Annotated in this window: 22 protein-coding genes and 1 tRNA gene; 20 read left to right on the forward strand and 3 right to left on the reverse strand. The window is 62.5% G+C overall.

Annotation, left to right across the window (positions count from 1 at the left end):
- Nucleotides 1–101 precede the first annotated feature (101 nt).
- The 10 genes from paaA (at nucleotide 102) to O9Z63_RS17665 (ending at nucleotide 10,351) form a co-directional block, all read left to right on the forward strand.
- Complete coding sequence (gene paaA, locus O9Z63_RS17620) at nucleotides 102–1,058, forward strand: 1,2-phenylacetyl-CoA epoxidase subunit PaaA (RefSeq protein WP_044001582.1); 957 nt, start codon at nucleotides 102–104, stop codon at nucleotides 1,056–1,058.
- A gap of 134 nt (nucleotides 1,059–1,192) precedes the next feature.
- Nucleotides 1,193–1,483, forward strand: coding sequence for a 1,2-phenylacetyl-CoA epoxidase subunit PaaB (gene paaB, locus O9Z63_RS17625; protein ID WP_408613550.1), 291 nt, complete (start codon nucleotides 1,193–1,195; stop codon nucleotides 1,481–1,483).
- Between the two features lie 3 nt (nucleotides 1,484–1,486).
- Nucleotides 1,487–2,287, forward strand: coding sequence for a 1,2-phenylacetyl-CoA epoxidase subunit PaaC (gene paaC / locus O9Z63_RS17630; RefSeq protein ID WP_270126681.1), 801 nt, complete (start codon nucleotides 1,487–1,489; stop codon nucleotides 2,285–2,287).
- A 135-nt stretch (nucleotides 2,288–2,422) separates the two neighbouring features.
- The gene (gene paaD / locus O9Z63_RS17635) at nucleotides 2,423–2,938 is read left to right on the forward strand and encodes a 1,2-phenylacetyl-CoA epoxidase subunit PaaD (RefSeq protein WP_270126682.1); all 516 of its coding nucleotides are present in this window, start codon (nucleotides 2,423–2,425) and stop codon (nucleotides 2,936–2,938) included.
- Nucleotides 2,939–3,110: 172 nt separating this feature from the next.
- On the forward strand, nucleotides 3,111–3,896 hold the full coding sequence (locus O9Z63_RS17640) for an enoyl-CoA hydratase-related protein (RefSeq protein WP_270126683.1): 786 nt from the start codon (nucleotides 3,111–3,113) through the stop codon (nucleotides 3,894–3,896).
- Nucleotides 3,897–4,042: 146 nt separating this feature from the next.
- A complete protein-coding gene (locus tag O9Z63_RS17645) occupies nucleotides 4,043–5,218 on the forward strand; it encodes a 3-hydroxyacyl-CoA dehydrogenase NAD-binding domain-containing protein (protein WP_270126684.1) in 1,176 nt (391 codons plus the stop codon).
- Complete coding sequence (gene paaI / locus O9Z63_RS17650) at nucleotides 5,199–5,636, forward strand: hydroxyphenylacetyl-CoA thioesterase PaaI (RefSeq protein ID WP_270126685.1); 438 nt, start codon at nucleotides 5,199–5,201, stop codon at nucleotides 5,634–5,636. The genes O9Z63_RS17645 and paaI overlap by 20 nt, the downstream gene beginning before the upstream one ends.
- Before the next feature lie 129 nt (nucleotides 5,637–5,765).
- Nucleotides 5,766–6,971 (forward strand): 3-oxoadipyl-CoA thiolase, encoded by a 1,206-nt coding sequence (pcaF, locus tag O9Z63_RS17655; RefSeq protein WP_270126686.1) that lies wholly within the window; start codon nucleotides 5,766–5,768, stop codon nucleotides 6,969–6,971.
- A 364-nt stretch (nucleotides 6,972–7,335) separates the two neighbouring features.
- Complete coding sequence (gene paaZ, locus O9Z63_RS17660) at nucleotides 7,336–9,387, forward strand: phenylacetic acid degradation bifunctional protein PaaZ (protein ID WP_187317368.1); 2,052 nt, start codon at nucleotides 7,336–7,338, stop codon at nucleotides 9,385–9,387.
- Nucleotides 9,388–9,589: 202 nt separating this feature from the next.
- Entirely contained in the window at nucleotides 9,590–10,351 is a 762-nt protein-coding gene (locus O9Z63_RS17665; protein WP_270126687.1) for an enoyl-CoA hydratase/isomerase family protein, read from the forward strand.
- 36 nt (nucleotides 10,352–10,387) lie between these two features.
- On the opposite strand, the gene O9Z63_RS17670 is transcribed toward O9Z63_RS17665, so the two are convergent.
- Together O9Z63_RS17670 and O9Z63_RS17675 are read right to left on the reverse strand one after the other, a co-directional pair.
- Complete coding sequence (locus O9Z63_RS17670; protein WP_044015026.1) at nucleotides 10,388–10,615, reverse strand: hypothetical protein; 228 nt, start codon at nucleotides 10,613–10,615, stop codon at nucleotides 10,388–10,390.
- 152 nt (nucleotides 10,616–10,767) lie between these two features.
- Nucleotides 10,768–10,840: transfer RNA gene (locus O9Z63_RS17675), tRNA-Phe, on the reverse strand.
- Nucleotides 10,841–11,018: 178 nt separating this feature from the next.
- On the opposite strand from O9Z63_RS17675, the gene O9Z63_RS17680 reads away from it, so the two are divergent.
- The 5 genes from O9Z63_RS17680 (at nucleotide 11,019) to O9Z63_RS17700 (ending at nucleotide 17,371) form a co-directional block, all read left to right on the forward strand.
- The gene (locus O9Z63_RS17680) at nucleotides 11,019–12,416 is read left to right on the forward strand and encodes a 4Fe-4S dicluster domain-containing protein (protein ID WP_270126688.1); all 1,398 of its coding nucleotides are present in this window, start codon (nucleotides 11,019–11,021) and stop codon (nucleotides 12,414–12,416) included.
- A 127-nt stretch (nucleotides 12,417–12,543) separates the two neighbouring features.
- Nucleotides 12,544–13,440, forward strand: coding sequence for a (Fe-S)-binding protein (locus tag O9Z63_RS17685; RefSeq protein WP_231569798.1), 897 nt, complete (start codon nucleotides 12,544–12,546; stop codon nucleotides 13,438–13,440).
- Nucleotides 13,441–13,608: 168 nt separating this feature from the next.
- A complete protein-coding gene (locus tag O9Z63_RS17690; protein WP_270126689.1) occupies nucleotides 13,609–14,103 on the forward strand; it encodes a hypothetical protein in 495 nt (164 codons plus the stop codon).
- A gap of 101 nt (nucleotides 14,104–14,204) precedes the next feature.
- Complete coding sequence (locus O9Z63_RS17695; protein ID WP_270126690.1) at nucleotides 14,205–16,133, forward strand: OmpA family protein; 1,929 nt, start codon at nucleotides 14,205–14,207, stop codon at nucleotides 16,131–16,133.
- Between the two features lie 317 nt (nucleotides 16,134–16,450).
- Nucleotides 16,451–17,371 carry a DUF4476 domain-containing protein gene (locus O9Z63_RS17700; protein WP_270126691.1) on the forward strand — a complete coding sequence of 307 codons (921 nt, stop codon included), beginning with the start codon at nucleotides 16,451–16,453 and terminating at the stop codon, nucleotides 17,369–17,371.
- Nucleotides 17,372–17,459: 88 nt separating this feature from the next.
- Here O9Z63_RS17700 and O9Z63_RS17705 read toward each other — a convergent pair whose 3' ends face one another.
- On the reverse strand, nucleotides 17,460–17,936 hold the full coding sequence (locus O9Z63_RS17705; protein ID WP_270126692.1) for a DUF4293 domain-containing protein: 477 nt from the start codon (nucleotides 17,934–17,936) through the stop codon (nucleotides 17,460–17,462).
- A 92-nt stretch (nucleotides 17,937–18,028) separates the two neighbouring features.
- On the opposite strand from O9Z63_RS17705, the gene O9Z63_RS17710 reads away from it, so the two are divergent.
- From O9Z63_RS17710 to O9Z63_RS17730, 5 genes are all read left to right on the forward strand, one after another.
- Nucleotides 18,029–19,231, forward strand: a complete 1,203-nt coding sequence (locus tag O9Z63_RS17710) for a thiolase family protein (protein WP_044015014.1) — start codon at nucleotides 18,029–18,031, stop codon at nucleotides 19,229–19,231.
- Nucleotides 19,232–19,351: 120 nt separating this feature from the next.
- On the forward strand, nucleotides 19,352–19,933 hold the full coding sequence (locus O9Z63_RS17715; RefSeq protein WP_270126693.1) for a GNAT family N-acetyltransferase: 582 nt from the start codon (nucleotides 19,352–19,354) through the stop codon (nucleotides 19,931–19,933).
- 166 nt (nucleotides 19,934–20,099) lie between these two features.
- Nucleotides 20,100–20,891, forward strand: a complete 792-nt coding sequence (gene truA / locus O9Z63_RS17720) for a tRNA pseudouridine(38-40) synthase TruA (RefSeq protein WP_270126694.1) — start codon at nucleotides 20,100–20,102, stop codon at nucleotides 20,889–20,891.
- 322 nt (nucleotides 20,892–21,213) lie between these two features.
- Nucleotides 21,214–22,923 carry an ABC transporter ATP-binding protein gene (locus O9Z63_RS17725; protein ID WP_270129286.1) on the forward strand — a complete coding sequence of 570 codons (1,710 nt, stop codon included), beginning with the start codon at nucleotides 21,214–21,216 and terminating at the stop codon, nucleotides 22,921–22,923.
- Nucleotides 22,924–23,098: 175 nt separating this feature from the next.
- The gene (locus tag O9Z63_RS17730) at nucleotides 23,099–23,623 is read left to right on the forward strand and encodes a hypothetical protein (protein ID WP_270126695.1); all 525 of its coding nucleotides are present in this window, start codon (nucleotides 23,099–23,101) and stop codon (nucleotides 23,621–23,623) included.
- Nucleotides 23,624–23,696 lie beyond the last annotated feature (73 nt).

Genomic DNA, 23,696 nt, shown 5'->3' on the forward strand with positions numbered 1-23,696 from the left:
CTTCGCTCAGCATGACGTTCTTTTAAGATGCTGCAGGCCAGCAGCCCAAATTTTTCCTTACATTTAACTAACGATTGTTAGTTAACCTTTGTTGAAGGCGCATGGAAACCCTAGAACTCACCCAGGAAGAACAGTTTCAGGCCCGCATTGATGCCGATGTGCGCATCGAGCCCAAGGACTGGATGCCCGAGGCGTACCGCAAGACGCTGATCCGGCAGATTTCGCAGCACGCGCACTCCGAGCTGGTCGGCATGCTGCCTGAAGGCAACTGGATTACCCGTGCCCCTTCGCTGAAGCGTAAATCCATCTTGCTGGCCAAGGTGCAGGACGAAGCCGGCCACGGCCTCTACCTCTACTCGGCTGCCGAAACCCTGGGCACCACCCGCGACCAGATGCTGGCCGACCTGCACTCGGGCAAAGCCAAATACAGCAGCATCTTCAACTATCCCACCCTGAGCTGGGCCGATATGGGCTGCGTGGGCTGGCTGGTAGATGGCGCCGCCATTCTGAACCAGGTGCCGTTGTGCCGCACCAGCTACGGCCCCTACGCCCGCGCCATGGTGCGCGTGTGCAAGGAGGAAAGCTTCCACCAACGCCAGGGCTTCGAGATTATGCAGACCCTGTGCGAAGGCGCGCCCGAGCAGAAAGCCATGGCCCAGGAAGCCCTCAACCGCTGGTGGTGGCCCACGCTGATGATGTTCGGCCCCGCCGACGCCGACTCGCCCAACACCGAGCAGAGCATGAAGTGGCGCATCAAGCGCTTCACCAACGACGAGCTGCGCCAGAAATTCGTGGACATGATGGTGCCCCAGGCCGAGTTCCTGGGCCTCACGGTACCCGATGAGAAGGTGCGCTGGAACGAGGAGCGCCAGGCCTACGATTTCGGTGAGGTGAACTGGGAGGAGTTCTGGAACGTGGTGAAAGGCAACGGCCTCTGCAACCAGGAACGCCTGCAGGCCCGCGTAGATGCCTGGGAAGAAGGTGCCTGGGTGCGCGAAGCCGCCCTGGCCCACGCCGCCAAACGCGCCGGCCGCGAGTTGGCCAAGTCGGCCGCGTAGGGACAAGCTTTGATTTTCAGGAACGTCATGCAGAGCGGAGCGAAGCATCTCGCGTGCTGACGTTGCAAGAGTACTCCAGCGTCAGCACGCGAGATGCTTCGCTCCGCTCTGCATGACGTTCTACTAAGCACAAAATGATGACGCAACAAGAATGGCCGCTGTGGGAAGTTTTTATCCGCAGCAAACAGGGCCTCGACCATAAGCACGTGGGCAGCCTCCACGCCGCCGATGCCGCCATGGCCATCCAGAACGCCCGCGACGTGTACACGCGCCGCCTCGAAGGCGTGAGCATCTGGGTGGTGGAAAGCACGCACGTGCACGCCTCCAACCCCGACGACGCGGCCGCTTTCTACGAGCCCGCCAACGACAAAATCTACCGCCATCCGACCTTCTACCAAGTGCCGGATTCCATCAAGCACATGTAACCGATGACGGACGACTTCACGCCCACGCCGGCCCTGGCCACTGTCACCGAAACGCAGCGGCAGCTGCTGCCCTTCGTGTTGCAGCTGGCCGATACCAGCCTGATTCTGGCCCACCGCCTGAGCGAATGGTGCGGCCACGGCCCCATTCTGGAGCAGGATCTGGCCATGGCCAACATTGCGCTGGATCTGCTGGGCGAGGCCCGCAGCTACTACCAGTACGCCGCCGAGCTGGAAGGCCAGGGCCGCACCGAGGACGACCTGGCCTACCTGCGGCCCGCCGTGGAGTACCGCAACCCGCTGCTGGTGGAGCAGCCCAACCAGGATTTCGCCCACACCATCGTGCGGCAGTTTCTCTACGACGCCTTCCACTACCACCTGCTGCTTCAACTCCAGCAGGGCCCCGATGCCCACCTGGCAGCCATTGCCGAGAAATCGGTGAAGGAGGCGGCCTACCACATCAAATGGAGCTCGGAGTGGGTGATTCGCCTCGGCGACGGCACCGATGAAAGCCGGCGGCGCATCGAGAAGGCCATCCGCAACCTGTGGCGCTTCGGCGGCGAGCTGACCACGCCCACCGCCACCGAGCACACCCTGCAAGCCGCCGGCCTCGTGCCCGACTACGCCCCGCTGCAGCAGCAGATACACGCCCACGTTGCGCGCGTATTCGAGGAAGCCACCCTGCCCGTGCCGGAAAACGTGTTTGCCCAGCAAGGCGGCAAAGACGGCCGCCACTCCGAGCACCTGGGCTACCTGCTGGCCGAGTTGCAATACATGCAGCGGACGTATCCGGGCATGCAGTGGTAGACTAACTAGCCCGTCATGCTGAGCTTGCCGAAGCATCTCTACCGCTGACTACATCAGTCGTGAGGACGAAGCGGTAGAGATGCTTCGACTTCGCCTCCGGCTACGCTCAGCATGACGTTCTGACTTTCATCCTCTATGTCCTACCAACCCCACGTAATGCCCACCGAAGCACAGATCTGGCAGCTGCTGGAAGAGGTTTCCGACCCCGAGGTGCCGGTGCTCAGCATCCTGGATCTGGGCATTGTGCGCGGGGTGCGGCTGGAGGGCGAGCAGGTGCACGTCACCATCACGCCCACCTACTCGGGCTGCCCAGCCATGAACACCATTGCCACCGAAATCCGGCTGCGGCTGCTAGCCGAGGGTCTCACCCAGGTGCACATTCACAACCAGCTCAGCCCCGCTTGGACCACCGACTGGATGAGCCAGGCCGGCCGCCAGAAGCTGGAAGACTACGGCATTGCCCCGCCCGTGGATGGCACCGCCACCGGCCACGTCCTCAACCTGTTCGGGGCCGATACGGCCGTGCGCTGCCCGCTCTGCAAGTCCACCCACACCCACTTAGTCAGCCAGTTCGGCTCCACCGCCTGCAAAGCCCACTACCAGTGCGACGACTGCCTGGAGCCGTTCGACTACTTCAAGTGCCACGCGTGATGCAACTGGTATAAGAACGTCATGCTCCATCTGGCGTCCGCTTGCCGAAGCATCTCGCGTGCTGACGTTGCAACGGTAATCCAACGTCAGCATGCGAGATGCTTCGACTTCGCCTCCGGCTACGCTCAGCATGACGGCCGTTTTTCATCCTGTCCCACCCTACTCCCGAACTATGTCCGAAACTTCCTCCCTACTCTTCTCCCTCGAAGCCGGCGTGGCCACTATCCGCTTCAACCGGCCGCAGGTGTTCAACAGCGTCAACAAGGAAGTGGCCCTGGCCTTACAGCAGCGGCTGCGCGAGTGCCAGCAGAACCCCGAGGTGCGCGCCGTACTGCTCACCGGCACCGGCAAAGCCTTCTGCGCGGGCCAGGATCTGGCGGAAATCACCGGCCCCGACAGCCCCGAGGTAGCCGAGATTGTGGAGCAGCTCTACAACCCCATCGTGGAGTTGATTCGGGCCCTGGACAAGCCGGTAGTAGCGGCCGTGAACGGTGTGGCCGCCGGCGCGGGTGCCAACCTGGCCCTGGCCTGCGACATCGTGGTGGCCCGCGAATCGGCCTCGTTTATTCAGGCGTTCAGCAAAATCGGGCTGATTCCCGACAGCGCCGGCACCTACTTCCTGCCCCGCCTCATTGGCCTGCAACGCGCCACCGCCCTGATGATGACCGGCGACAAAGTATCGGCCCCGGAAGCCGTGCAGATGGGCATGATCTATAAGGCCTTCCCCGACGACCAGTTCGACGCCGAAGTAGATGCCCTGACCCGTAAGCTGGCCGCCATGCCCACCAAGGGCCTCGCCTACACCAAGCAGCTGCTCAACGGCACCTTCTCCAACACCCTCACCCAGCAGCTGCGCGCCGAAGCGGACTACCAGCTCCGCGCCGGCAGCACCGCCGACTACAAAGAGGGCGTATCGGCCTTCATGGAAAAGCGCCAGCCGACGTTTACGGGGCAGTAGAACAAGTATTGTACGGCGTAGAGACGCAATATTTTGCGTCTCATCATTGCTGATGTTGTTAAGCCCCACGGTTCCGGGCGGTTCAACGACGAGACGCAAAATATTGCGTCTCTACGCCGTTCACCTGAGTACTAAGCACTAAAAGAATGACCATCGGAATTATCGGGAGCGGGGCTATGGGGGCGGGGATTGCGCAGGTGGTGGCCCAGGCCGGCCACCCGGTGCGCCTGCTCGATCAGAACACGGCCGCGCTGGAACGGGCCGTAGCCGGCATCCGTGGCGGATTGCAGAAGCTCGCGGAGAAAGGCAAAATCACCCCGGAAGCGGCTGAAGCCGCTACGGCCCGCGTGCAGCCCACCACCGACATCAACCAGTTTGCCGACTGCGGGCTGGTGCTGGAAGCCATTGTGGAGGACCTGGGCGTGAAGCAACAGTTGTTCCGGGAAGTGGAGCTAGTGGTGTCGGAAACCTGCGTTTTGGCCTCCAATACGTCCTCGTTGTCGATTGCCAGCATTGCGGCGGCCTGCCAGCGGCCCGAGCGATTTATCGGCATCCACTTCTTCAACCCGGCCCCGCTGATGCAGCTGGTGGAAATCATTCCGGCGGTGCAGACCCGCGCTGGGCTGGCCGAGGAAATCCGCCAGCTGGTGCAGAGCTGGGGCAAGCTGCCGGTGCTGTGCAAAGACACGCCGGGCTTTATCGTGAACCGCGTGGCGCGGCCCTTCTACGGCGAGGCCATCCGGCTGCTGGAGGAGGGCGTGGCCGACATGGCTACCATCGACTGGGCCCTGACCGAACTGGGCGGCTTCCGAATGGGGCCGTTTGCGCTGATGGATTTCATCGGCCACGACGTCAACTACCGCGTCACGGAGTCGGTGTTTACCTCGTTCTTCTTCGACCCGCGCTACAAGCCCAGCTTCACCCAGAAACGCCTGTTCGAGGCTGGCTACTACGGCCGTAAATCGGGCCGCGGCTTCTACGATTACCGCCCCGGCGCCACCCCGCCCGAACCCACCCGCGACGAAGCCCTGGGCCGGTACATCGTGCAGCGCGTGCTGGCCATGCTCATTAACGAAGCCGCCGATGCGCTGGCCCTGAATGTAGCTTCCCGCCAGGACCTGGAGCTGGCCATGACCAAGGGCGTAAACTACCCCAAAGGGCTGCTGGCCTGGGCCGACGAGCTGGGCCTGCAGAACGTGCTGACCACCCTCGACGACCTCTACGCCGACTACCACGAGGACCGCTACCGCGCCAGCCCGCTGCTGCGCCGCCTCGTCCGCTCCGGCCACACGTTTGCCCAGCATGAGCCAGCCGCCCGCTAGCGCCGCCGTGCAGCGCGCCGAAGCCGTGAAAGACCAGATGCTGCAGCACGACGCCTTCAGCCACTGGCTGGGGCTGGAAGTGCAGGAAATGGGCCCCGGCTACTGCCGTCTGCAGTTTCGGGTGCGCCCCGAGATGCTCAACGGCTTCGGCATTCTGCACGGCGGCGTGGCCTTCGCCGCCGCCGACTCGGCCTTTGCCTTCGCCTGCAACAGCCACGGCCGCCAGAGCGTGGCCCTCAGCGCCACCATCGACTACCTCGAACCCGGCCGCCCCGATGACCTCATCACCGTGGAAGCCCGCGAGGAAAGCCTCAAGCACAAAATCGGGGTGTACCAGCTGCGCCTCACCAACCAGCACGACACCCCGCTGGCCCTGTTCAAAGGCACCGCCTACCGGACGAGCAAGGAGGTGCTGTGAGAACGTAAGAGCCAACCAACTAAACCATTCCTTTCCACTGGCACTGCCCAATCGTCCGGCTCCCCTTCTCCTTTTCCGGAGAGGGGGCCGGGGGGTGAGGCGAACCGCCAGAACGACCCCACCCACCCCATGACCCAAGCCTACCTCATCGACGGAATCCGGACGCCCATCGGCAACTTTGGCGGTACGCTCTCGGCCGTGCGGCCCGACGACCTGGCGGCCCACGCCATCCGGGAGCTGCTGCGCCGCCACCCCAGCCTCGACCCCGCCGCCGTGGCCGATGTGCTGCTGGGCTGCGCCAACCAAGCCGGCGAGGACAACCGCAACGTGGCCCGCATGGCCCTGCTGCTGGCCGGCCTGCCTACCACCGTGCCCGGCGAAACCGTGAACCGCCTTTGCGCCTCCGGCCTCTCGGCCAGCATTGCCGCCGCCCGCGCCATCCGCAGCGGCGACGGTGACCTGTTCATCTCGGGCGGGGTGGAAAACATGACCCGTGCCCCGCTAGTGGTATCCAAGCCCAGCAAAGGCTTCGGCACTGACTCGCAGATGTACGATTCCAGCTTCGGCTGGCGCTTCATCAACCCCCAGCTGCAGGCTCTCTACGGCACCGACGCCATGGGCGAAACTGCCGAGAACCTGGTGGACCAGTACCATATCAGCCGCGACGACCAGGACCAGTTTGCGCTCCACTCGCAGCAGAAAGCCGCCGCCGCCCAACAGGCCGGCCGCCTGGCCGAGGAAATTGCGCCGGTACCCATTCCGCAGCGCAAGGGCGAACCGCTGCTTTTCGCCGCAGATGAGTTTTTGAAGCCCGACACCAGCCTCGAAGGCCTCGGCAAGCTGCGTCCGGCTTTCCGCAAAACCGGCACCGTCACGGCCGGCAACGCCTCCGGCCTCAACGACGGCGCGGCAGCTCTGCTGCTGGCGTCGGAAGACGGCATCAAGCAGCACAACCTCACGCCGCTGGCCCGTATCGTGAGCATGGGCGTGGCCGGCGTGGAGCCGCGCATTATGGGCATCGGCCCGGTGCCGGCCAGCCAGCAGGCCCTGCAGAAGGCCGGCCTCACCCTCAACGACATCGATGTAATCGAGCTGAACGAGGCCTTCGCGGCCCAAAGTCTGGCCTGCCTGCGCGCCCTGCACCTCGCCGACAACGACCCGCGCGTGAACCCCAACGGCGGCGCCATTGCCCTGGGCCACCCGCTGGGCATGAGCGGCGCCCGCATCCTCAACGCCGCCGCCCGCGAGCTGCACCGCCAGCACAAGCGCTACGCCCTCGTGACCATGTGCATCGGCGTGGGCCAGGGCTACGCGGTAGTGCTGGAGCGGGCGTAACCTCACCCCCTAGCCCCCTCTCCAAAAGAGAGGGGGAACTAGCTTTTAGTTTTCTAGAGCTAGTTCCCCTCCTTGGAAAGGAGGGGTTAGGGGTGGTTGACGACGTTAGAACGACGCACAAAAGAGCCGTTTGCGTTAGTTTGCGAAACCCAAGCACGATGTAGAGACGCGACACTTCGCGTCTCCCGTTGAACGACCCGAAACCGCACGACCCCAACAACCTCAGCAATGACGAGACGCAAGATATTGCGTCTCTACACCCCAAACTTCCCACCCACAAACCTCACAACCCGCCCAGCTAGAAAACTAGTCCCCCTCTCCCCAAGGAGAGGGGGCTAGGGGGTGAGGTCCTCCAAATCCACCAATGGCACAACTACTCGAAAACTACGCCCTGGGCCGCTGGACGGCGGGCTCCGGCGACCAGCACGAACTCTACGACGCCTCCACCGGCGAGGTGGTAGCCATTGCCGACGGCGAGGGGCTCGACTTCGCGGCCATGCTCGACTACGGCCGCCGCGTGGGCAACCCCGTGCTGCGCCGCATGACCTTCCACGAGCGAGGCCGCATGCTCAAGGCCCTAGCCCTGCACCTCGACAGCAAAAAGGAGGATTTCTACACCCTCAGCTACCGCAGCGGCGCCACCCGCGCTGACTCCTGGATTGACATCGAAGGCGGCATCGGCAACCTGTTCGCCAATGCCTCCCTGCGCCGCAAATTCCCCGATACGCCGTTCTACGCCGAGTCGGACCCGATTGCGCTGTCGAAGGCCGGCAACTTCATGGGCCACCACCTGATGGTGCCCAAGGAGGGCGTGGCCGTGCACATCAACGCCTACAACTTCCCCATCTGGGGCATGCTGGAGAAGATTGCCGTGAACCTGCTGGCGGGTATGCCGGCCATCGTGAAGCCGGCTTTGCCCTCGGCTTACCTCACGGAGGCCGTAGTGCGCGAAATCATCCGGTCGGGCATTCTGCCGGAGGGCGCGCTGCAGTTGGTGGTGGGCACGGGCCACGGCCTGCTCGAGCACGTCACGTACCAGGACGTCGTCACGTTTACGGGCTCGGCGGAAACCGGCCGCAAGCTCAAGGGCCACCCGCGCATTCTGGCCGAGTCGGTGCCGTTCAACATGGAGGCCGACTCGCTGAACGCCGCCGTGCTGGGCCCCGACGCCGTGCCCGGCACCGTGGAGTTTGACCTGTTCATCAAGGAAGTACGCAAGGAAATGACGGCCAAAGCCGGGCAGAAATGCACCGCCATCCGCCGCATCATCGTGCCCGAGAACCTAGTGGAAGATGTGCAGATTGCCCTGGGCAAAGCCCTGGCCCAGACCACCGTGGGCCATCCGCAGGCCGAGGGCGTACGCATGGGCGCCCTGGCCGGCCTCGATCAGGTGAAGCGCGTGCGCGAGCAGGTGCAGCGCCTGGCCCAGAATACGCCCATCGTGTACGGCGACTTGGACAACGTACAGGTTATCGGCGGCGACTGCAAAACCGGCGCGTTCATGTCGCCGATTGTGCTGCTGAACTCCGAGCCGTTCAAGTTCACCGACTCGCACGAAATCGAGGCCTTCGGGCCGGTGAGCACGCTGATGCCCTACAAGAACGTGGGCGAAGCCATCGAGCTGGCCAACATGGGCCGCGGGTCGCTGGTGTGCTCGGTGGCCACCAACAGTCCCGCCACCGCCACCGAGTTTGTGCTGGGCGCGGCCACGCACCACGGTCGCATTCTGGTGCTCAACGGCGAGGTTGCCAAGGAAAGCACTGGTCACGGCTCGCCACTGCCGCTGCTGGTGCACGGCGGCCCCGGCCGGGCCGGCGGCGGCCAGGAAATGGGCGGTCTGCGCGGCGTGGAGCACTTCATGCAGCGCGTGGCCATCCAGGGCTCGCCCAGCATGATTACGGCCATCACCCAGGTGTACCAGCCCAAGGCCAAACAGATCGAGAAGGACAAGCACCCCTTCCAGCACTACTTCGAGGAGCTGGAAATCGGGCAGACTTACACCACCCACCGCCACACCGTGTCGGAGGCCGACATCACCAACTTCGCGCAGGTATCGGGCGACAATTTCTACGCCCACGTCGACGCCACTTCCCTGGACGGCACGCTGTTTACGGGTCGCGTGGCCCACGGCTACTACGTGCTCAGCAAGGCCGCCGGCATGTTCGTAGACCCGCGCAAAGGCCCCGTGCTGCTCAACTACGGCCTCGATGAGTGCCGCTTCACCAAGCCCGTCTACCCCGGCATGACCATCGGCGTGAAGCTCACCGTCAAGGAAAAAATAGCCCAGGAGAAGCGCGATGAGCAGGATGTAGCCAAAGGCATCGTGCGCTGGCTGGTAGACGTGTCCGACGAAACCGGCGAAACCGTAGCTGTCGCTACCATTCTGACGATGGTGAAAAAGAAAGACCAGGAGTAGCCTTTAGAACGTCATGCAGAGGCGCAGCCGAAGCATCTCGCCAGAGGCTAACCATCATGCTGAGTGCAGCCGGAGGCGAAGTCGAAGCATCTCTACCGCTTCGTTGGGTCACTACTGCAACGAAGCGGTAGAGATGCTTCGGCAAGCTCAGCATGACTGACTATTTGCAGCATGACGTTCTTTTTACAACTCAATTCCCCCAATGACCACAGGAACCGTTACCACCCACACCACCGCGGAAGGCATCAGCACCATCCGCTTCTTCCATCCCTCGCACAACTCGCTGCCGGGCGCGCTGCTCACCCAACTGGCCGCCACCATCACCCAGACCGCCCAGGATGAAGCCACCAAAGTCATCATTCTGGAAAGTGAGGGCGAGAAGACCTTCTGCGCTGGGGCCAGTTTCGATGAGCTGATTGCCATTGAGGACGCCACCCAGGGCCTGGAATTCTTCTCCGGCTTCGCCAAGGTGATTAACGCCTGCCGCACCTCGCCCAAAATTATCATCGGGCGGGTGCAGGGCAAGGCCATTGGCGGCGGCGTGGGCGTGGCCGCGGCCACCGACTACTGCTTTGCCACCACCAACGCCAGCGTGAAGCTGAGCGAGCTGGTGGTCGGCATCGGGCCGTTTGTGGTGGGGCCGGCCGTGGAACGCAAGATTGGTACGGCCGCCTTTGCCCAGCTGGCCCTCGATGCCGGTGAGTTCCGCCCCGCCGAGTGGGCGTTGCAGAAAGGCCTCTACGCCGAGCTGCACGATTCCGCCGAAGCCCTCGACGCGGCCGTGCTGGCCTTTGCCCGCAAGCTGGCCGCCTACAACCCCGAGGCCCTCACCGACCTCAAGCGCGTCATCTGGCAGGGCACCGACCACTGGGATGCGCTGCTGCCGGAGCGCGCCGCCATCAGCGGCCGCCTCGTGCTGTCCGACTTCACCCGCGACGCCATCCGCCAGTTTAAGAGCCGGTAAAACGAAGGGTAGCGTAGGCTGCGGCCTGCGCTGCCCTTATGCCGCTTGTAATTCCTTCGTTTGGCAGTTTTGGATGGAGACAATCTGCAGGCCTACCAAACATGGGCTGCGGAATTGTTCGTAGAGGTCGGCGAAGACCTCGCTCACTTCTGAAGTGGCGCTTAGAAGCTGATGTTCAGTGCGTTTGGCGGTAACTATTTCTCCGCAATCCGTCTGCGCAGTTATCACTTGGCAGTGCACTTGGTAGCTGAGATTCTGTTTCATAGCGAGAAGGAGCAGTCAGATCATACAGTAGTCAAAAATACTAATAAAAATAGCAAAAACAACTAATGCCGTGAGCGGGTTTAGTTGTGTAGGCAGTAGGGGATAGTGTAAAAACAAAAAACCCTCTCTGCGCTTTGCAAAGAGGGCTTTCGTGGTAATGATTGGAATCGAACCAACGACACCAGCATTTTCAGTGCTGTGCTCTACCAACTGAGCTACATTACCAGCTCTGGGTGCCCCGAGTGCGTTACCGCCGTTGGGGAGCACAAAAGTAGTAAACCATTTTCAACCTGCAAGCCTAAGCTCAAAAAAATCTTTCAGCTGAAAAGTATGCGGGCAAATTCTGCAATTTGTTATGCATACCGAGTATATTTCGGATCCAACTCCAAACCTACCCTTTCCTGTGCATTTCTCTATTCAAAACCTCCTCTTCCTGCTGGTGGCGGTAGCGGGCTTCGGCCTGTTTGCCTGGCAGGCGCGGAAGATCCGGGCCAATATCCTCGTCGGGCGCGACCGGGACATGAGCGGCCACGTTAATGAGCGCCTCTGGAAGACGCTGCTGGTGGCCTTCGGGCAGCAGAAGATGTTCAAGCGCCTCACGCCGGCTTTCCTGCACCTGATTGTCTACGTCGGCTTCATCGTCATCAACATTGAAGTCATTGAAATCATGGTGGACGGCCTGTTTGGCACCCACCGGTTTCTGCAGTTTCTGGGGCCGCTCTACGATGCCCTGACTGCCACCAACGAGGTACTGGGCGCACTAGTGGTGCTGGCCGTGGTGGCCTTCTGGTGGCGCCGCAACGCCAGCGTGGTGCGCCGTTTCACCGGCCCCGAGCTGCGCGCCTGGCCCAAGCTCGACGCCAACGTGATTCTGTACGTGGAGGTGATTCTGATGGTGGCTCTGTTCACCATGAATGCCGCCGACCTGAAGCTGCACCAGCTGGAAGGCAAGGACCTACCCGGCGCGTTTCCCATCAGCAGCCTGCTCACGGGTCTGTTCCCGGACAACCTCACGGCCCTGGCCGTGCTGGAGCGCGTGGGCTGGTGGGCGCACATTGTGGGCATCCTGCTGTTTCTGAACTACCTGCCCAGCAGCAAGCACTTCCACATCATCATGGCCTTCCCGAACGTGTTCTACTCCCGGCTGGTGCCGCAGGGGCAGTTCTCGAACGTGGACAGCATCACCTACGAGGTGAAAGCCATGATGGACCCCAGCTACCAAGTGCCCGCTCCGGCCACCAACCCCGATGGCTCGGCCGCCGCGCCCACACCCTTCGGCGCCAAAGACGTGGACGACCTGGCTTGGACCAACCTGCTCAACGCCTACTCCTGCACCGAGTGCGGCCGCTGCACCTCGGTGTGCCCGGCCAACCTCACCGGCAAACTCCTCTCGCCCCGCAAAATCATCATGGATACCCGGGATAGGGTAGAGGAGAAGTACAACTCGCCGCTGATTTTCCACCCCAGCCTGTACGGCCCCGAGGCCAAGCACAACCCCCAGGAGCAGCTCGACAAGGAAAACCACACCCTGCTGCGCGGCTACGTGACGCCCGAGGAGCTGTGGGCCTGCACCACCTGCAACGCCTGCGTGGAAGCCTGCCCCGTGAACATCAATCCTCTGGAAAGCATCATCGAGATGCGTCGCTTCCTGGTGCTGGAAGAGTCGGCCGCCCCCAACTCCCTGAACGTGATGTTCAGCAACATCGAAAACAACGGCGCGCCGTGGGCCTTCTCGCCCTCCGACCGGTTCAACTGGGCCGACGACCTGTTCGTGACGGAAAAAACGCCGGTAACGGCCTAGTGTAAGCAGAACGTCGGGTCGCGCGGAGCAAACAGCTCGTGCGCTGGCGTTGTAATCGTAATCAGACATCAGCACGCGAGATGCTTCGGCTCCGCCTCTGCATGACGACCCTAACCACCTCAATATAATGGCTGAGCAAACTGCCAAGCGTCCCGTATCTGTTCCGTTGATGGCCGACCTGGCCGCCCGGGGCGAGTCGCCGGAAATCCTGTTCTGGGTGGGCTGCGCCGGCGCCTTCGACGACCGGTACAAGCGCGTGACCCGCGCCTTCGTCCGTATTCTGGAGCACGTGGGCGTGAGCTACGCCGTGCTGGGCATGGAGGAATCCTGCACCGGCGACCCGGCCAAGCGCGCCGGCAACGAGTTCCTGTTTCAGATGCAGGCCATGACCAACATTGCCACCCTCAACGGCTACGGCATCAAGAAGGTGGTAACGGCTTGCCCGCACTGTTTCAACACCATCAAAAACGAGTACCCCGCGCTGGGAGGCGAGTTTGAGGTGATTCACCACAGCACTTTCCTGCAGCAGCTCATCAACGAGGGCAAGGTGACGGCCAAAGGCGGCGAGTCTTTCAAAGGTCGCCGCATCACCTTCCACGACTCCTGCTACCTGGGCCGCGCCAACAACATATACGAAGCGCCCCGCGAGGTGCTGGAGGTGCTCGATGCCGACCTGCTGGAAATGAAGCGCTGCAAAACCAACGGCCTCTGCTGCGGAGCCGGCGGTGCCCAGATGTGGAAAGAGCCTGAGCCCGGCAAAAAAGACGTGAACGTGGAGCGCGCCGAGGAAGCCCTGGCCACCCTCGATGGCGACGCCGACGTGCTGCTGAACCTGCAGGGCGTGGAAAGCACCGCCCCAGTGCTGCCCGCCGGCTCCAACCGCGGCGGCAGCGTCATTGCCGTGGCCTGCCCCTTCTGCATGACCATGATGGCCGATGGCGTAAAGAACAAGGAGCGCGAGTCCGACGTGCAGGTGTTCGACCTAGCCGAGCTGATTGCCTCCGCCGAAGGCCTCAACGCATAATGAGTTGTCGGTTGTTAGTTGTCAGGACGATGCTGGCAACTAACAACTATAAACTAACAACGAAACAGCAGCCCCGTGCCGGAACTTCCGGGCGGGGCTGTTTCTTTGTATCAGTAGGGGAGGATGCCGCAGGGCGTTCGGCCCCGGTTTTCCCAGATCCTCCATCCTATGTACGTTCCTTTCGACCAGCTGCCGGCCAGTGCCCGTATCTGGATATACCAGGCCAACCGGCCCTTCACGGCCACTGAACTGGAAAACCTGCAGCCGGCGCTGAGCCGTTTCGCCGATGAGTGGACCAGCCACGGCCGTGCCCTAGCCGCTTCGGTGGCCGTGCTGCACCAGCAGTTTCTGGTAGTAGGGCTGGACGAGGCCGTGGCCGATGCCAGCGGCTGCTCCATCGACGCGTCGGTGCGTTTCGTGCAGGGCATCGAGCAGCAATTGGGAATACAACTGCTGGAAAAGTCGCGCATGGCGTTCCTGCTGGACGGCACTGTAACGCTCCTTGACCGCACGGCTCTGAAAGGTGCCGTGGCCGCGGGGCAGCTCGCCGCCGAAACTCCTTACTTCGACGCTACGATAGCGCAGAAGGGGCAGCTGGCTGCTGCGTTTCCGGCGCCGGCAAGCCAGACCTGGCTGGGCCGGTACTTCCCATCGGCAGGCTAATTTTTGTTTTTCGACTATTATACTGTACAAACTTAGTATTATTAGGGCCGGGTTTGCTGACTTGACAGCTAGCTTGTTATCCACTCCATCGTTCACCACCTATGAAGAAATTACTACTGGTCTGTGCTGCGGCCGGCTCTGCCGCCTTATTGAGCGGATGTGCTACCTCCGGCAGCGCCAGCAAAGCAGATAAGCGCTTTGCTCAGGGCGAGTACGAAACCGCTATTGAGCTCTATAAAGCCGATGTTGCGAAAGGTAAAAACGTGGCAACGGCCAACTATCGGGTGGCAGAAGCATACCGGCTGTCTAACCGCATTGAGCAGGCAGAAAGCTTTTACAAAGCGGCAATTGACGGGGGCGTAAAGGCGCCCGACGTGCTGTTCTACTACGGGCAGGCCCTGAAGGCCAACGGCAAGTTCGACGAAGCCGCCCAGCAGTTCGACGCTTACACCCAGGCCAGCGCCGGCCGGGCGCTGGCTCCCCGCGCCGAGATGGAATCCCGCAATGCCAAGATGGCCAACACCATCATGGCGATGCGCTCCAACAACGAGGTGATGGCGCTGGACCAAGTGAACACGCCTTCCTCGGAGTTCGGCTCGACCCTGATGCCGGACACCAAGGAGCTGGTGTTTGCCTCCGGCCGCGAAGGCAAGAAGTACCTGGGCAACGGCGAGAACTTCAGCGACCTATACGCCGTGAAGTTTGATGATGCCGAGAAAATGACCGGGGGCTCGGTGCGCAAGCTGGAGGCTCTCTTCAACACTGAAGACAAGCACGAGGCCAGTGCCACCTACACGCCGGATGGCAAAACGATGGTGTTTGCCCGCTCCAATAACGGCTCCAAAAAAGGCCTGCTGAGCGTGGATCTGTGGATTTCCTACTTCAAGAATGGCGCTTGGAGCGAGCCGGTACTGGCCAACATCAACGACCGTACGGCCGACGATTTCTCGCCGGCTTTCAGTGCCGACGGCCAGACGCTGTACTTTGCCTCGGGCCGCAAAGGAGGCCTCGGCGGCAACGACATCTACAAAGCCACGCTGGGCCCCAACGGCCGCTTCTCGCCCGCCGAAAACCTGGGCGACCAGGTGAACACCGCCGGCAACGACAACTTCCCGGCCGTAGCGCCGGATGGCACGCTCTACTTCTCCTCCGACGGGCAGCCCGGCCTGGGTAAGCTCGACATATTTATGGTGGAGAAGGGCAAGGTGAAAAACCTGGGCACGCCCATCAACAGCGCCGGCGACGACTTCGCACCGTTTTTCACCAGCAAGAACGGGGGCGTGTTTTCCTCCAACCGCGCCGGTGGCAAGGGCTCGGATGACCTGTACATGTTCCGCCAGAAGCCGCTGCGCCTCGTGACCTTCTACGCCGATGGCACGGTGATGACCCGCAACGAGAAAACCGGTGCCATGGCCCCCGCCAGCGGCGAAACCGTGACGTTGTACGGCCGCAACGGCCAGAAAATCCAGGACGTGACGGCTGATGCCGAAGGCAAGTTCAGCCTGAAGCTAGATTCGGCAGCGGCCAACTACGCGCTGGTAGCCGACCGGCCGGGCTTCTTCACGGCCCGGGCGCCGCTGAGCACCGTGGGGCGCAAGCCTGCCCAGGACCAGCTGGTGAACGAAATGACCGACGTGCGGATTCCGGTGGCGCTGACGCTCACGGAAATCGTGAAAAACAAGGCCATCCGCGTCGAGAACATTCTTTACGACTATGATAAGGCCGATATCCGTCCGGATGCGGCGCTGGAGCTGGATAAGCTGGTGGAAACCCTCAACGACAACCCCGCCATCACCATCGAGCTGAGCTCCCACACCGACTCGCGCGGCAAAGACGCCTACAACCAGGCCCTGTCGCAGCGCCGGGCGCAGTCGGCCGTAGACTACATCATCTCGAAGGGCATTGACAAGGCCCGCATCACGGCCAAAGGCTACGGCGAGAGCCGGCCGGAGGTGAAGGACGCCAAAACCGAAGACCAGTTCCAGCGCAACCGCCGCACCGAATTCAAGGTGACCAAGATTGCCGAATAGTATCGCAGATGGTGCAGATGAATGGATAGCGCAGATGAGGACAGTATGTGTGTTGTTTGGTTCAGATGCCTGTTTATAAGCTAGTTGAGTTCTGTTTTTTTAGATTAAAGGAAAGGCCGCTTTATTTAAGGCGGCCTTTCTTTTTATGCCGGTTTATGTCGGCGGGCAGGCCGGCGGAAATACGACGGCGCATGGCCACGCCGCCTGCATCTGCGTCATCCGCATCTTTATCTGCAACATCTGTGATTTGGCATAATCCTTGGCTTAGGTATATAGACGGAGGCAGATGGGCTGCCTTCGGCCAACGACCTACTGCCATGAAAAAGGCGCTACTCTTCTGCCTCAGCCTGCTGCTGCTGACGGCCGCCCACCTGCAGGCCGCTCCGGCCAACATGAACATCACCTCGGAGCGGGGCGTGCCCTTCAATCTGCGCTTCGATGGCCGCACCCTCACGCGCGGCGGCGCCCGCCAGGTACACCTCGACCGGGTTGCGGCCGGCGTACACTGGGCCGAGTTTATGATTCCGGTGAGCTACGGCCGCTCCGTCAGCTACCGCACCCGCGTATTTTTGGACCCCGGCCTGGAAACCAGCTTCGTGCTCCTGACGCGCCCCGGCCGTGGGCCCGAGTTGCGCAAAGTGGCCGCCGTGCCGCTGCGGGGCGGCTACGGCAACGGAGGCTACGGAAATGGCGGTTATGGCAATGGCAGCTACGATGGCTACGGTTATGGTAGTGCACAGGGCAACAGCCAACAGGGCGCTGATGAGGACTACGACGACGATGCTTATGGCAACCAGCCTGCTCCCGGCCAGCCCGGTGGCTACGGTAGCAACGGCTACCCCAACGGCGGCAGCAACAACGGTTATCCTAACGGCAATGGCTACCCCAGCGGCGGCATCAACGGCGGCGGCTACTACCCCGGCAGCAGCGTGAGCTACAACCGCGTGATGGCTCCGCAGGACGTAGACGCCCTGGTGGCCGCCGTGCACCGCCAGTCGTTCGATAAAGACAAGCTGCCCATGGCCCGCCTGGCCCTCAGCGAAACCGGCTTGCGCGCCGAAGACCTGACCCGTCTGATGAAGGAGCTGAGCTTCGAGGACTCGAAAATGGAGCTGGCCAAATACGGCTCCAGCCGCGTAGTAGACCGCCAGAACCTGTACCGCCTCAACGAAGGCTTCACCTACTCGCACTCAGCCAACGAGCTGCAGGAATACCTGGCTCAGCAGGCCCCGCGCTAAGCGTCCTCTCTTCCGAAAACAAGCATATAAAAAGGGCTTCCACGCGAGTGGAAGCCCTTTTTGTTGTGTACTGGAAAGCGTGAATCGCCTACCGAAGGCGGTCCATGCTGCGTACCAGCTGCTCGTCGCGGCGGATGAAGCGGTTGGCCAGCAGGTTCAGCAGCAGCGCCAGCGTGGGCAGGTAGAAGCCGGCCTGGTAGGAGCCCAGCATCTTCACGTTGAGCGCCTGTTCGCCCAGGGTGGAGAAGTAGAAGCCAGCCCCGATGGTGCACAGAATCAGCAGCAGGTTGAGCATGCCCAGCTTGAGCTGCAGGAACCGGTTGCGGAACTGGAAAATCTCGAACAGCGCCACCGCCGCCGAAGCCGCTGCAAACGCTGCAATAACCCAAACTGTGCCGGGTGGCGTGAGGCCTGCGCCGGTTTTGTTGTAGCTAAATCCCAGAGCCGTCATGGTCAGCTCCTGGCCGGTGGTGGGGTCGACTTTGTGCCAGAGGGGCAGAAACAGCACGGCTATCATGCACAGCGCCAGCAGCAGCAGGAATACGCTTTGGATTCTTTGTATCATCTTTGTGTTTTGTCAGTTTAGGCCGTCGGCAGTGCCGCCGGGCCGGCAAAAGTAGCCAACAACGACTGGAATAACTGCATCTGTACATACCAATGCCTACCGCTTACATAGTTGACGCCGTCCGGACGCCCATTGCCCGTTTCGCAGGCGCCCTGAGCAGCGTCCGTCCCGACGACCTGGCCGCCCACATTCTGCGCGAGCTGCTGCGTCGCAACCCTTCCCTCGATAAAAGCGCGGTAGAAGACGTGATTATCGGCGCCGCCAACCAGGCCGGCGAAGACAACCGCAACGTGGCCCGCATGGCGGCGCTGCTGGCCGGCCTGCCCATCACGGTGCCCGGCTGCACCGTGAACCGCCTGTGCGCCTCCGGCCTGCAGAGCATCACCGATGCCTCGCGTGCCATCATGGCCGGCGAGGGCGACGTGTACCTGGCCGGCGGGGCCGAAAGCATGACCCGTGCCCCGTTCGTGATGGCCAAGTCGGAAACCGCCTTTGGGCGCGAGCTGACGGCCCACGACACCACCCTGGGCTGGCGCTTCGTGAACCCCAAGCTGAGCAAGATGCACCACCCGTTTGCCATGGGCGAAACGGCCGAAAACGTGGCCCGCAAGTACGGCATCACGCGCACCGAGCAAGACGAGTTTGCCTTCGATTCGCAGCGCAAATACCACCGGGCCGCCGAAAAAGGGCGCTTCCGCAAGGAAATTGCGCCGGTGTTTGTGGCCAACCCCAAAGGAGCCGCCGCGCTGTTCGACACCGACGAGCCGCCCCGCCTGAGCAGCATGGAGAAGCTGGCCGCCATCCGGCCGGCATTTCAGCCCATTGATGGCACCGTGACAGCCGGTAATTCGGCTGGCATCAACGACGGCGCCGCGGGCGTACTGGTGGTGAGCGAGGCGGCCCTCAAGCGTTTCAACCTCAAGCCGATGGCCCGCGTGGTAGCGTCGGCAGTGGCGGGCGTCGACCCGGCCTACATGGGTCTGGGCCCGGTGCCGGCCACCCAGAAGGTATTGCAGCGCGCCGGCCTGACCTTGCAGGACATCGGCCTGATTGAACTCAACGAGGCCTTCGCCGCCCAAAGCATTGCCTGCGTCCGCGACCTGGACCTGAACATGGATATCGTGAACGTGAACGGCGGCTCCATTGCCATCGGACACCCGCTGGGCGCGGCCGGCTCGCGCATCACGGCCACGCTGCTGCACGAAATGCAGCGCCGCGAAAACGTGCGCTACGGCCTCGTGACCATGTGCGTAGGCGTAGGGCAGGGCGCTTCCGTGATTTACGAGCGGATGTAGATTGGCTGTTGGTTGAGGGATTCTATACGAACGTCATGCTGAGCTTGTCGAAGCATCTCGCGTGCTGATGTTGCAACGGTGTCCAGACGTCAGCACGCGAGATGCTTCGACAAGCTCAGCATGACGTTCGTATGGAAACCAGCAACTGAAACCAACAACCTAATGGCCAACCTGCTGCTTACGCCTACGCTTCCTCTGCCTCAGCCGGGCGCGTGCCTGCGGCCCTGGCAGCCGGCCGATGCCCCGGCCCTGGCTGGCTACGCCAACGACCGGAGCATCTGGCAGAACCTGCGCGACACGTTTCCGCATCCTTACACCACCCACGACGCCGAGTACTTCCTGGCCGCCGTGGCCGACAACCAGCGCGACCTGCACCTGGCGTTTGCCGTTGACGGCGTGGCCGTAGGCAGTATTGGGGTGCATTTTAAGAGCGACGTGCGCCGCCGCTCGGCTGAAATCGGCTACTGGCTGGCGCGGCCGTATTGGGGGCAGGGGCTGGCTACGGCGGCCGTGCAGGCCGTGGCGGCCTACGTGCTGGCGAACTTCGACGTCTGCCGGCTGTATGCCGTGGTGTTTGAGCCCAACGCCGCCTCGGCGCGGGTGCTGGAAAAGGCCGGCTTTGCGCTGGAAGCCACGATGCGCAAAAGCGTGGTGAAAGACGGCCAGATGCTGGACTCCCGCCTCTACGCGCTGGTGGTGTAAACTGTAGCATAGGCTTTAGCCTGTGCCGCGGACCTCACCCAAACCCCTCTCCAAAAGAGCGGGACTCTGGTTTTATAGTATTAGCAGCTAGTTCCCCCTCTCTTCTGGAGAGGAGGCCAGGGGGGGAGGCCCCCGTCATCCCTTCATCACCTCATCACCCAAAACAGTGCGCTACTTCCTTCATCTGGCCTACGACGGCACCCGCTACCACGGCTGGCAGGTGCAGCCCAACACGCTCACGGTGCAGCAGGAGTTGGACCGCTGCCTGTCGCAGGTGCTGCGGCAGCCGGTGTTCTGCCTGGGCAGCGGCCGCACCGATACCGGCGTGCACGCCAGCCACCAGGTAGCGCACTTCGAGGCCGAGTTGCCGGAAACGCTGGACATCAAGACCCTGCTCTACCGCCTCAACCGCGCCCTGCCGCCCGACATTGCCGCCTACGCCCTGCACCCGGTGCCGCCGCAGGCCCACGCGCGCTTTTCGGCCGATGCCCGCACCTACGAGTACTACGTGCGCCAGGTACCCGACCCGTTCAGCGTGGGCCGCGCCCTCTATCTTGACCTTGACCTCGACGTGGCCGCCATGAACGAAGCCGCTGCCCACCTGCTCGGCTCGCGCGACTTCACGGCGTTTTCCAAGGTGAAAGGCGGCGAAAACCACTATGTCTGCGTGGTGTACGAGGCGGGCTGGCACCCCATGCCGGGCGGGCTAGTGTTCCGCATCCGGGCCAACCGCTTTGTGCGCGGCATGGTGCGACTGGTGGTGGGCACGCTCCTGAGCGTGGGCCGCGGCAAAATCACGCCCGCTCAGTTTCAGCAGATTCTGTGGGCCCAGAGCCGCGTAGACGCCAGCGGCGCCGCCCCGGCCCAGGGCCTCTACCTGAGCCGCGTGGAATACACGCCCGATGTGGTGCCCGCCGACCTGGTGCCGCCCGGTTTGCCGTACTTTGTAGGCCGGTAGCCCGTTAGGCAGCGCAAGAACTTCAGGCAGCGGCGCAGGAACGTCATGCAGAGGCGCAGCCGAAGCATCTCGCCCGAGGCTATTGTCATTCCGAACGCAGTGAGGAATCTGGCTTATCTAGTGTTCTAATAAGTTACTGCGCTGGCGAGATTCCTCACTGCGTTCGGAATGACGTTCTACTAAGGTCGTTCTGCCGACCGCTGCAACTTCCCACCGCTGGCCCCGGTTACTACGTTTCACCCCACCCGCTACTTTGGACCCGACTACTGCTACCCCCGCCAAATCCGGCAACATCTTCGACTGGCAGGTGCTGCGTCGGCTGATGGTGTACGTGCGGCCCTACCGGCGCATCTTCTATTTGCTGGTGTTCCTGACCGTGGCCACGGCTGTGCTGGGCACGCTGCGGCCCTTCCTCATTCAGCGCATGGTCGATGTGACCATTGAGCAGAACGACTGGGTGGGGCTGAACCGGGGCTTCGGCATCTTGCTGGTGCTGCTAGTGGCGCACGCCTTCGTGAGCTACCTCCAGACCTACTTCGGCGGTTGGCTGGGCCAGTATATCGTGCGCGACATCCGCGTGGACCTCTACAAGCACATTCTCAACCTGCGCCTCAAATTCTTCGACCGCACGCCCATCGGCGTGCTCGTCACGCGCAATATCTCCGACGTCGAGACGCTTTCCGACGTGTTCAGCGAGGGGCTGGCGGCCATGATCGGCGACATTCTGCAGATCGTGTTCATCATGGCCTTCATGTTCTACATTGACTGGCGCCTGACCTTGGTGAGCCTTTCCGTGATTCCGCCGCTGCTGTTCAGCACCTACGTGTTCAAGGAAAAGGTGAAACGCTCGTTTCAGGAGGTGCGCACGGCCGTAGCCGGCCTCAACGCCTTCGTGCAGGAGCACCTGACGGGCATGAACGTGGTGCAGATCTTCAACAACGAGCAGCGCGAATACCGCAAGTTTCAGGCCCTCAACCAGGAGCACACCCGCGCCAACATCCGCTCGGTGCTCTACTACAGCATCTACTTTCCGGTGGCCGAGGTGCTGGCGGCGGTAGGGGTGGGGCTGCTGGTGTGGTACGCCGCCCAGGGCCAGATCGAGGGCACCATCTCCAAAGGCGCGCTCATTGCCTTCATCATGTACAATGCACTGTTCTTCCGGCCCATCCGCCAGATTGCCGACCGGTTCAACACGCTGCAGCTGGGGCTGGTGAGCACCGAGCGCCTGCTCAAGCTGCTCGACAGCCAGGAGTTTGTGCCCAACAACGGCACGCTGGCCCCGGCCACGCTGCGCGGCGAAGTGGAGTTCGAAAACGTCTGGTTTGCCTATAACGACGAGGAGTGGGTGCTGCGCGACATCAGCTTCCGGGTGGAGCCCGGCCAGACCGTGGCCTTCGTGGGCGCTACCGGGGCCGGCAAAACTAGCATCATCAACCTGCTCAGCCGCTTCTACGACATCAACAAGGGCCACATCCGCATCGACGGCCACGACCTGCCCCTCTACGACCTGAGCGTGCTGCGCCGCCACATCGGGGTGGTGCTGCAAGACGTTTTCCTGTTCGCGGGCACCATCCGCGACAACATCACGCTCGGCCACGAAGACATCACCGACGCCCAGATCTGGGAAGCTGCCGACCTAGTGGGCGCCCGCCGCTTCATCGAGCGCCTGCCCGGCTCCCTCGACTACCCAGTGATGGAGCGCGGCGCCACGCTTTCCGTGGGCCAGCGCCAGCTCATCAGCTTCGTGCGGGCCATGGTCTACCAGCCAGCCATCATCATCCTGGATGAAGCCACTTCGTCCGTCGACTCCGAAACTGAGGAGCTGATTCAGGAGGCCATTGAGAAGCTGATGCAGGGCCGCACCGCCCTCGTCATTGCCCACCGTCTGAGCACCATCCAGAAAGCCGACCGCATCATCGTGCTCGACCGCGGCGAAATCAAGGAATCGGGCCGCCACGAGGAGCTGCTCCGCCAGGACGGCTACTACCGCCAGCTCTACCAGATGCAGTACAAAGACGTGCTGGCCGGCTAACGCCAGCCAAGGTCTACCGGGGCTGGCTTGCCGAAACTACCGGGCCGGGCCCCCTCGCCCACGCTGCTGCCAAACGCACCGTGGCATCTTCAGAAATGCCAGTTGCGGCGTAGCTTTGCTGCTTTCACACTCTTTTGCCGATGGGCGCGTGCAACGCGCCCCTACTTCCTGATTTATGAACCGAATTTTCCTGCTGCTTTCCCTGCTGCTGATTGTGGCCGCCGGCGTGGCCTATTACATGCTGGGCGGCCTGAAAAAAGCCGAGGTGACGCTGGAAACCACCAGCCAGCCCATCTTCCTGGCCGGCCGCTACTTCGAGGGCCCGGCCAACAGCGAGCAGTTCGGCGACCTGACCCGTCAGGCCTACGAGCTGCGCACATCCGGGAAGCTGCGCGGCACCTTCGGCAACCTGTTCTACAACGACCCCGTCAAGGCCAGCGACGACGCCAAGGTGTTCGTGGGCCTGATCCTCGATGATACCGTGTCGCAGCCGCTGCCGCAGGGCTACCGCCACCGCGTCTTTGCCGCCGGCCAGCGTGTGCTGCACGCCCGCATCGAGGCCAGCTACCTCGTGGCCCCCGATAAGCTCTACACCGGCGTGAAAGACTACGCCAACCAGAACAACCTCACCCTGCAGAACATCTATCTGGAGCGGTTCCCCACCACCGGCCCCGTGGAAGTGTGGGCCGTGGTGAAGTAAGAAGCAACAGTTAGCCGCCAATACAACGGCCGCCTCATCCATCGGTTGAGGCGGCCGTTGTGCGTACATAATA

Origin of the sequence: Hymenobacter yonginensis, from assembly GCF_027625995.1 — a bacterium.
Lineage (GTDB): Bacteria > Bacteroidota > Bacteroidia > Cytophagales > Hymenobacteraceae > Hymenobacter > Hymenobacter yonginensis.

What these genes read in the sequence shown, in the direction of transcription:
- paaA (WP_044001582.1), top strand. Translation starts at nt 102, where the DNA reads ATGGAAACCCTAGAACTCACCCAGGAAGAACAGTTTCAGGCCCGCATT.
- paaB (WP_408613550.1), top strand. Translation starts at nt 1,193, where the DNA reads ATGATGACGCAACAAGAATGGCCGCTGTGGGAAGTTTTTATCCGCAGC.
- paaC (WP_270126681.1), top strand. Translation starts at nt 1,487, where the DNA reads ATGACGGACGACTTCACGCCCACGCCGGCCCTGGCCACTGTCACCGAA.
- paaD (WP_270126682.1), top strand. Translation starts at nt 2,423, where the DNA reads ATGTCCTACCAACCCCACGTAATGCCCACCGAAGCACAGATCTGGCAG.
- O9Z63_RS17640 (WP_270126683.1), top strand. Translation starts at nt 3,111, where the DNA reads ATGTCCGAAACTTCCTCCCTACTCTTCTCCCTCGAAGCCGGCGTGGCC.
- O9Z63_RS17645 (WP_270126684.1), top strand. Translation starts at nt 4,043, where the DNA reads ATGACCATCGGAATTATCGGGAGCGGGGCTATGGGGGCGGGGATTGCG.
- paaI (WP_270126685.1), top strand. Translation starts at nt 5,199, where the DNA reads ATGAGCCAGCCGCCCGCTAGCGCCGCCGTGCAGCGCGCCGAAGCCGTG.
- pcaF (WP_270126686.1), top strand. Translation starts at nt 5,766, where the DNA reads ATGACCCAAGCCTACCTCATCGACGGAATCCGGACGCCCATCGGCAAC.
- paaZ (WP_187317368.1), top strand. Translation starts at nt 7,336, where the DNA reads ATGGCACAACTACTCGAAAACTACGCCCTGGGCCGCTGGACGGCGGGC.
- O9Z63_RS17665 (WP_270126687.1), top strand. Translation starts at nt 9,590, where the DNA reads ATGACCACAGGAACCGTTACCACCCACACCACCGCGGAAGGCATCAGC.
- O9Z63_RS17670 (WP_044015026.1), bottom strand. Translation starts at nt 10,615, where the DNA reads ATGAAACAGAATCTCAGCTACCAAGTGCACTGCCAAGTGATAACTGCG.
- O9Z63_RS17685 (WP_231569798.1), top strand. Translation starts at nt 12,544, where the DNA reads ATGGCTGAGCAAACTGCCAAGCGTCCCGTATCTGTTCCGTTGATGGCC.
- O9Z63_RS17690 (WP_270126689.1), top strand. Translation starts at nt 13,609, where the DNA reads ATGTACGTTCCTTTCGACCAGCTGCCGGCCAGTGCCCGTATCTGGATA.
- O9Z63_RS17695 (WP_270126690.1), top strand. Translation starts at nt 14,205, where the DNA reads ATGAAGAAATTACTACTGGTCTGTGCTGCGGCCGGCTCTGCCGCCTTA.
- O9Z63_RS17700 (WP_270126691.1), top strand. Translation starts at nt 16,451, where the DNA reads ATGAAAAAGGCGCTACTCTTCTGCCTCAGCCTGCTGCTGCTGACGGCC.
- O9Z63_RS17705 (WP_270126692.1), bottom strand. Translation starts at nt 17,936, where the DNA reads ATGATACAAAGAATCCAAAGCGTATTCCTGCTGCTGCTGGCGCTGTGC.
- O9Z63_RS17710 (WP_044015014.1), top strand. Translation starts at nt 18,029, where the DNA reads ATGCCTACCGCTTACATAGTTGACGCCGTCCGGACGCCCATTGCCCGT.
- O9Z63_RS17715 (WP_270126693.1), top strand. Translation starts at nt 19,352, where the DNA reads ATGACGTTCGTATGGAAACCAGCAACTGAAACCAACAACCTAATGGCC.
- O9Z63_RS17725 (WP_270129286.1), top strand. Translation starts at nt 21,214, where the DNA reads ATGGTGTACGTGCGGCCCTACCGGCGCATCTTCTATTTGCTGGTGTTC.
- O9Z63_RS17730 (WP_270126695.1), top strand. Translation starts at nt 23,099, where the DNA reads ATGAACCGAATTTTCCTGCTGCTTTCCCTGCTGCTGATTGTGGCCGCC.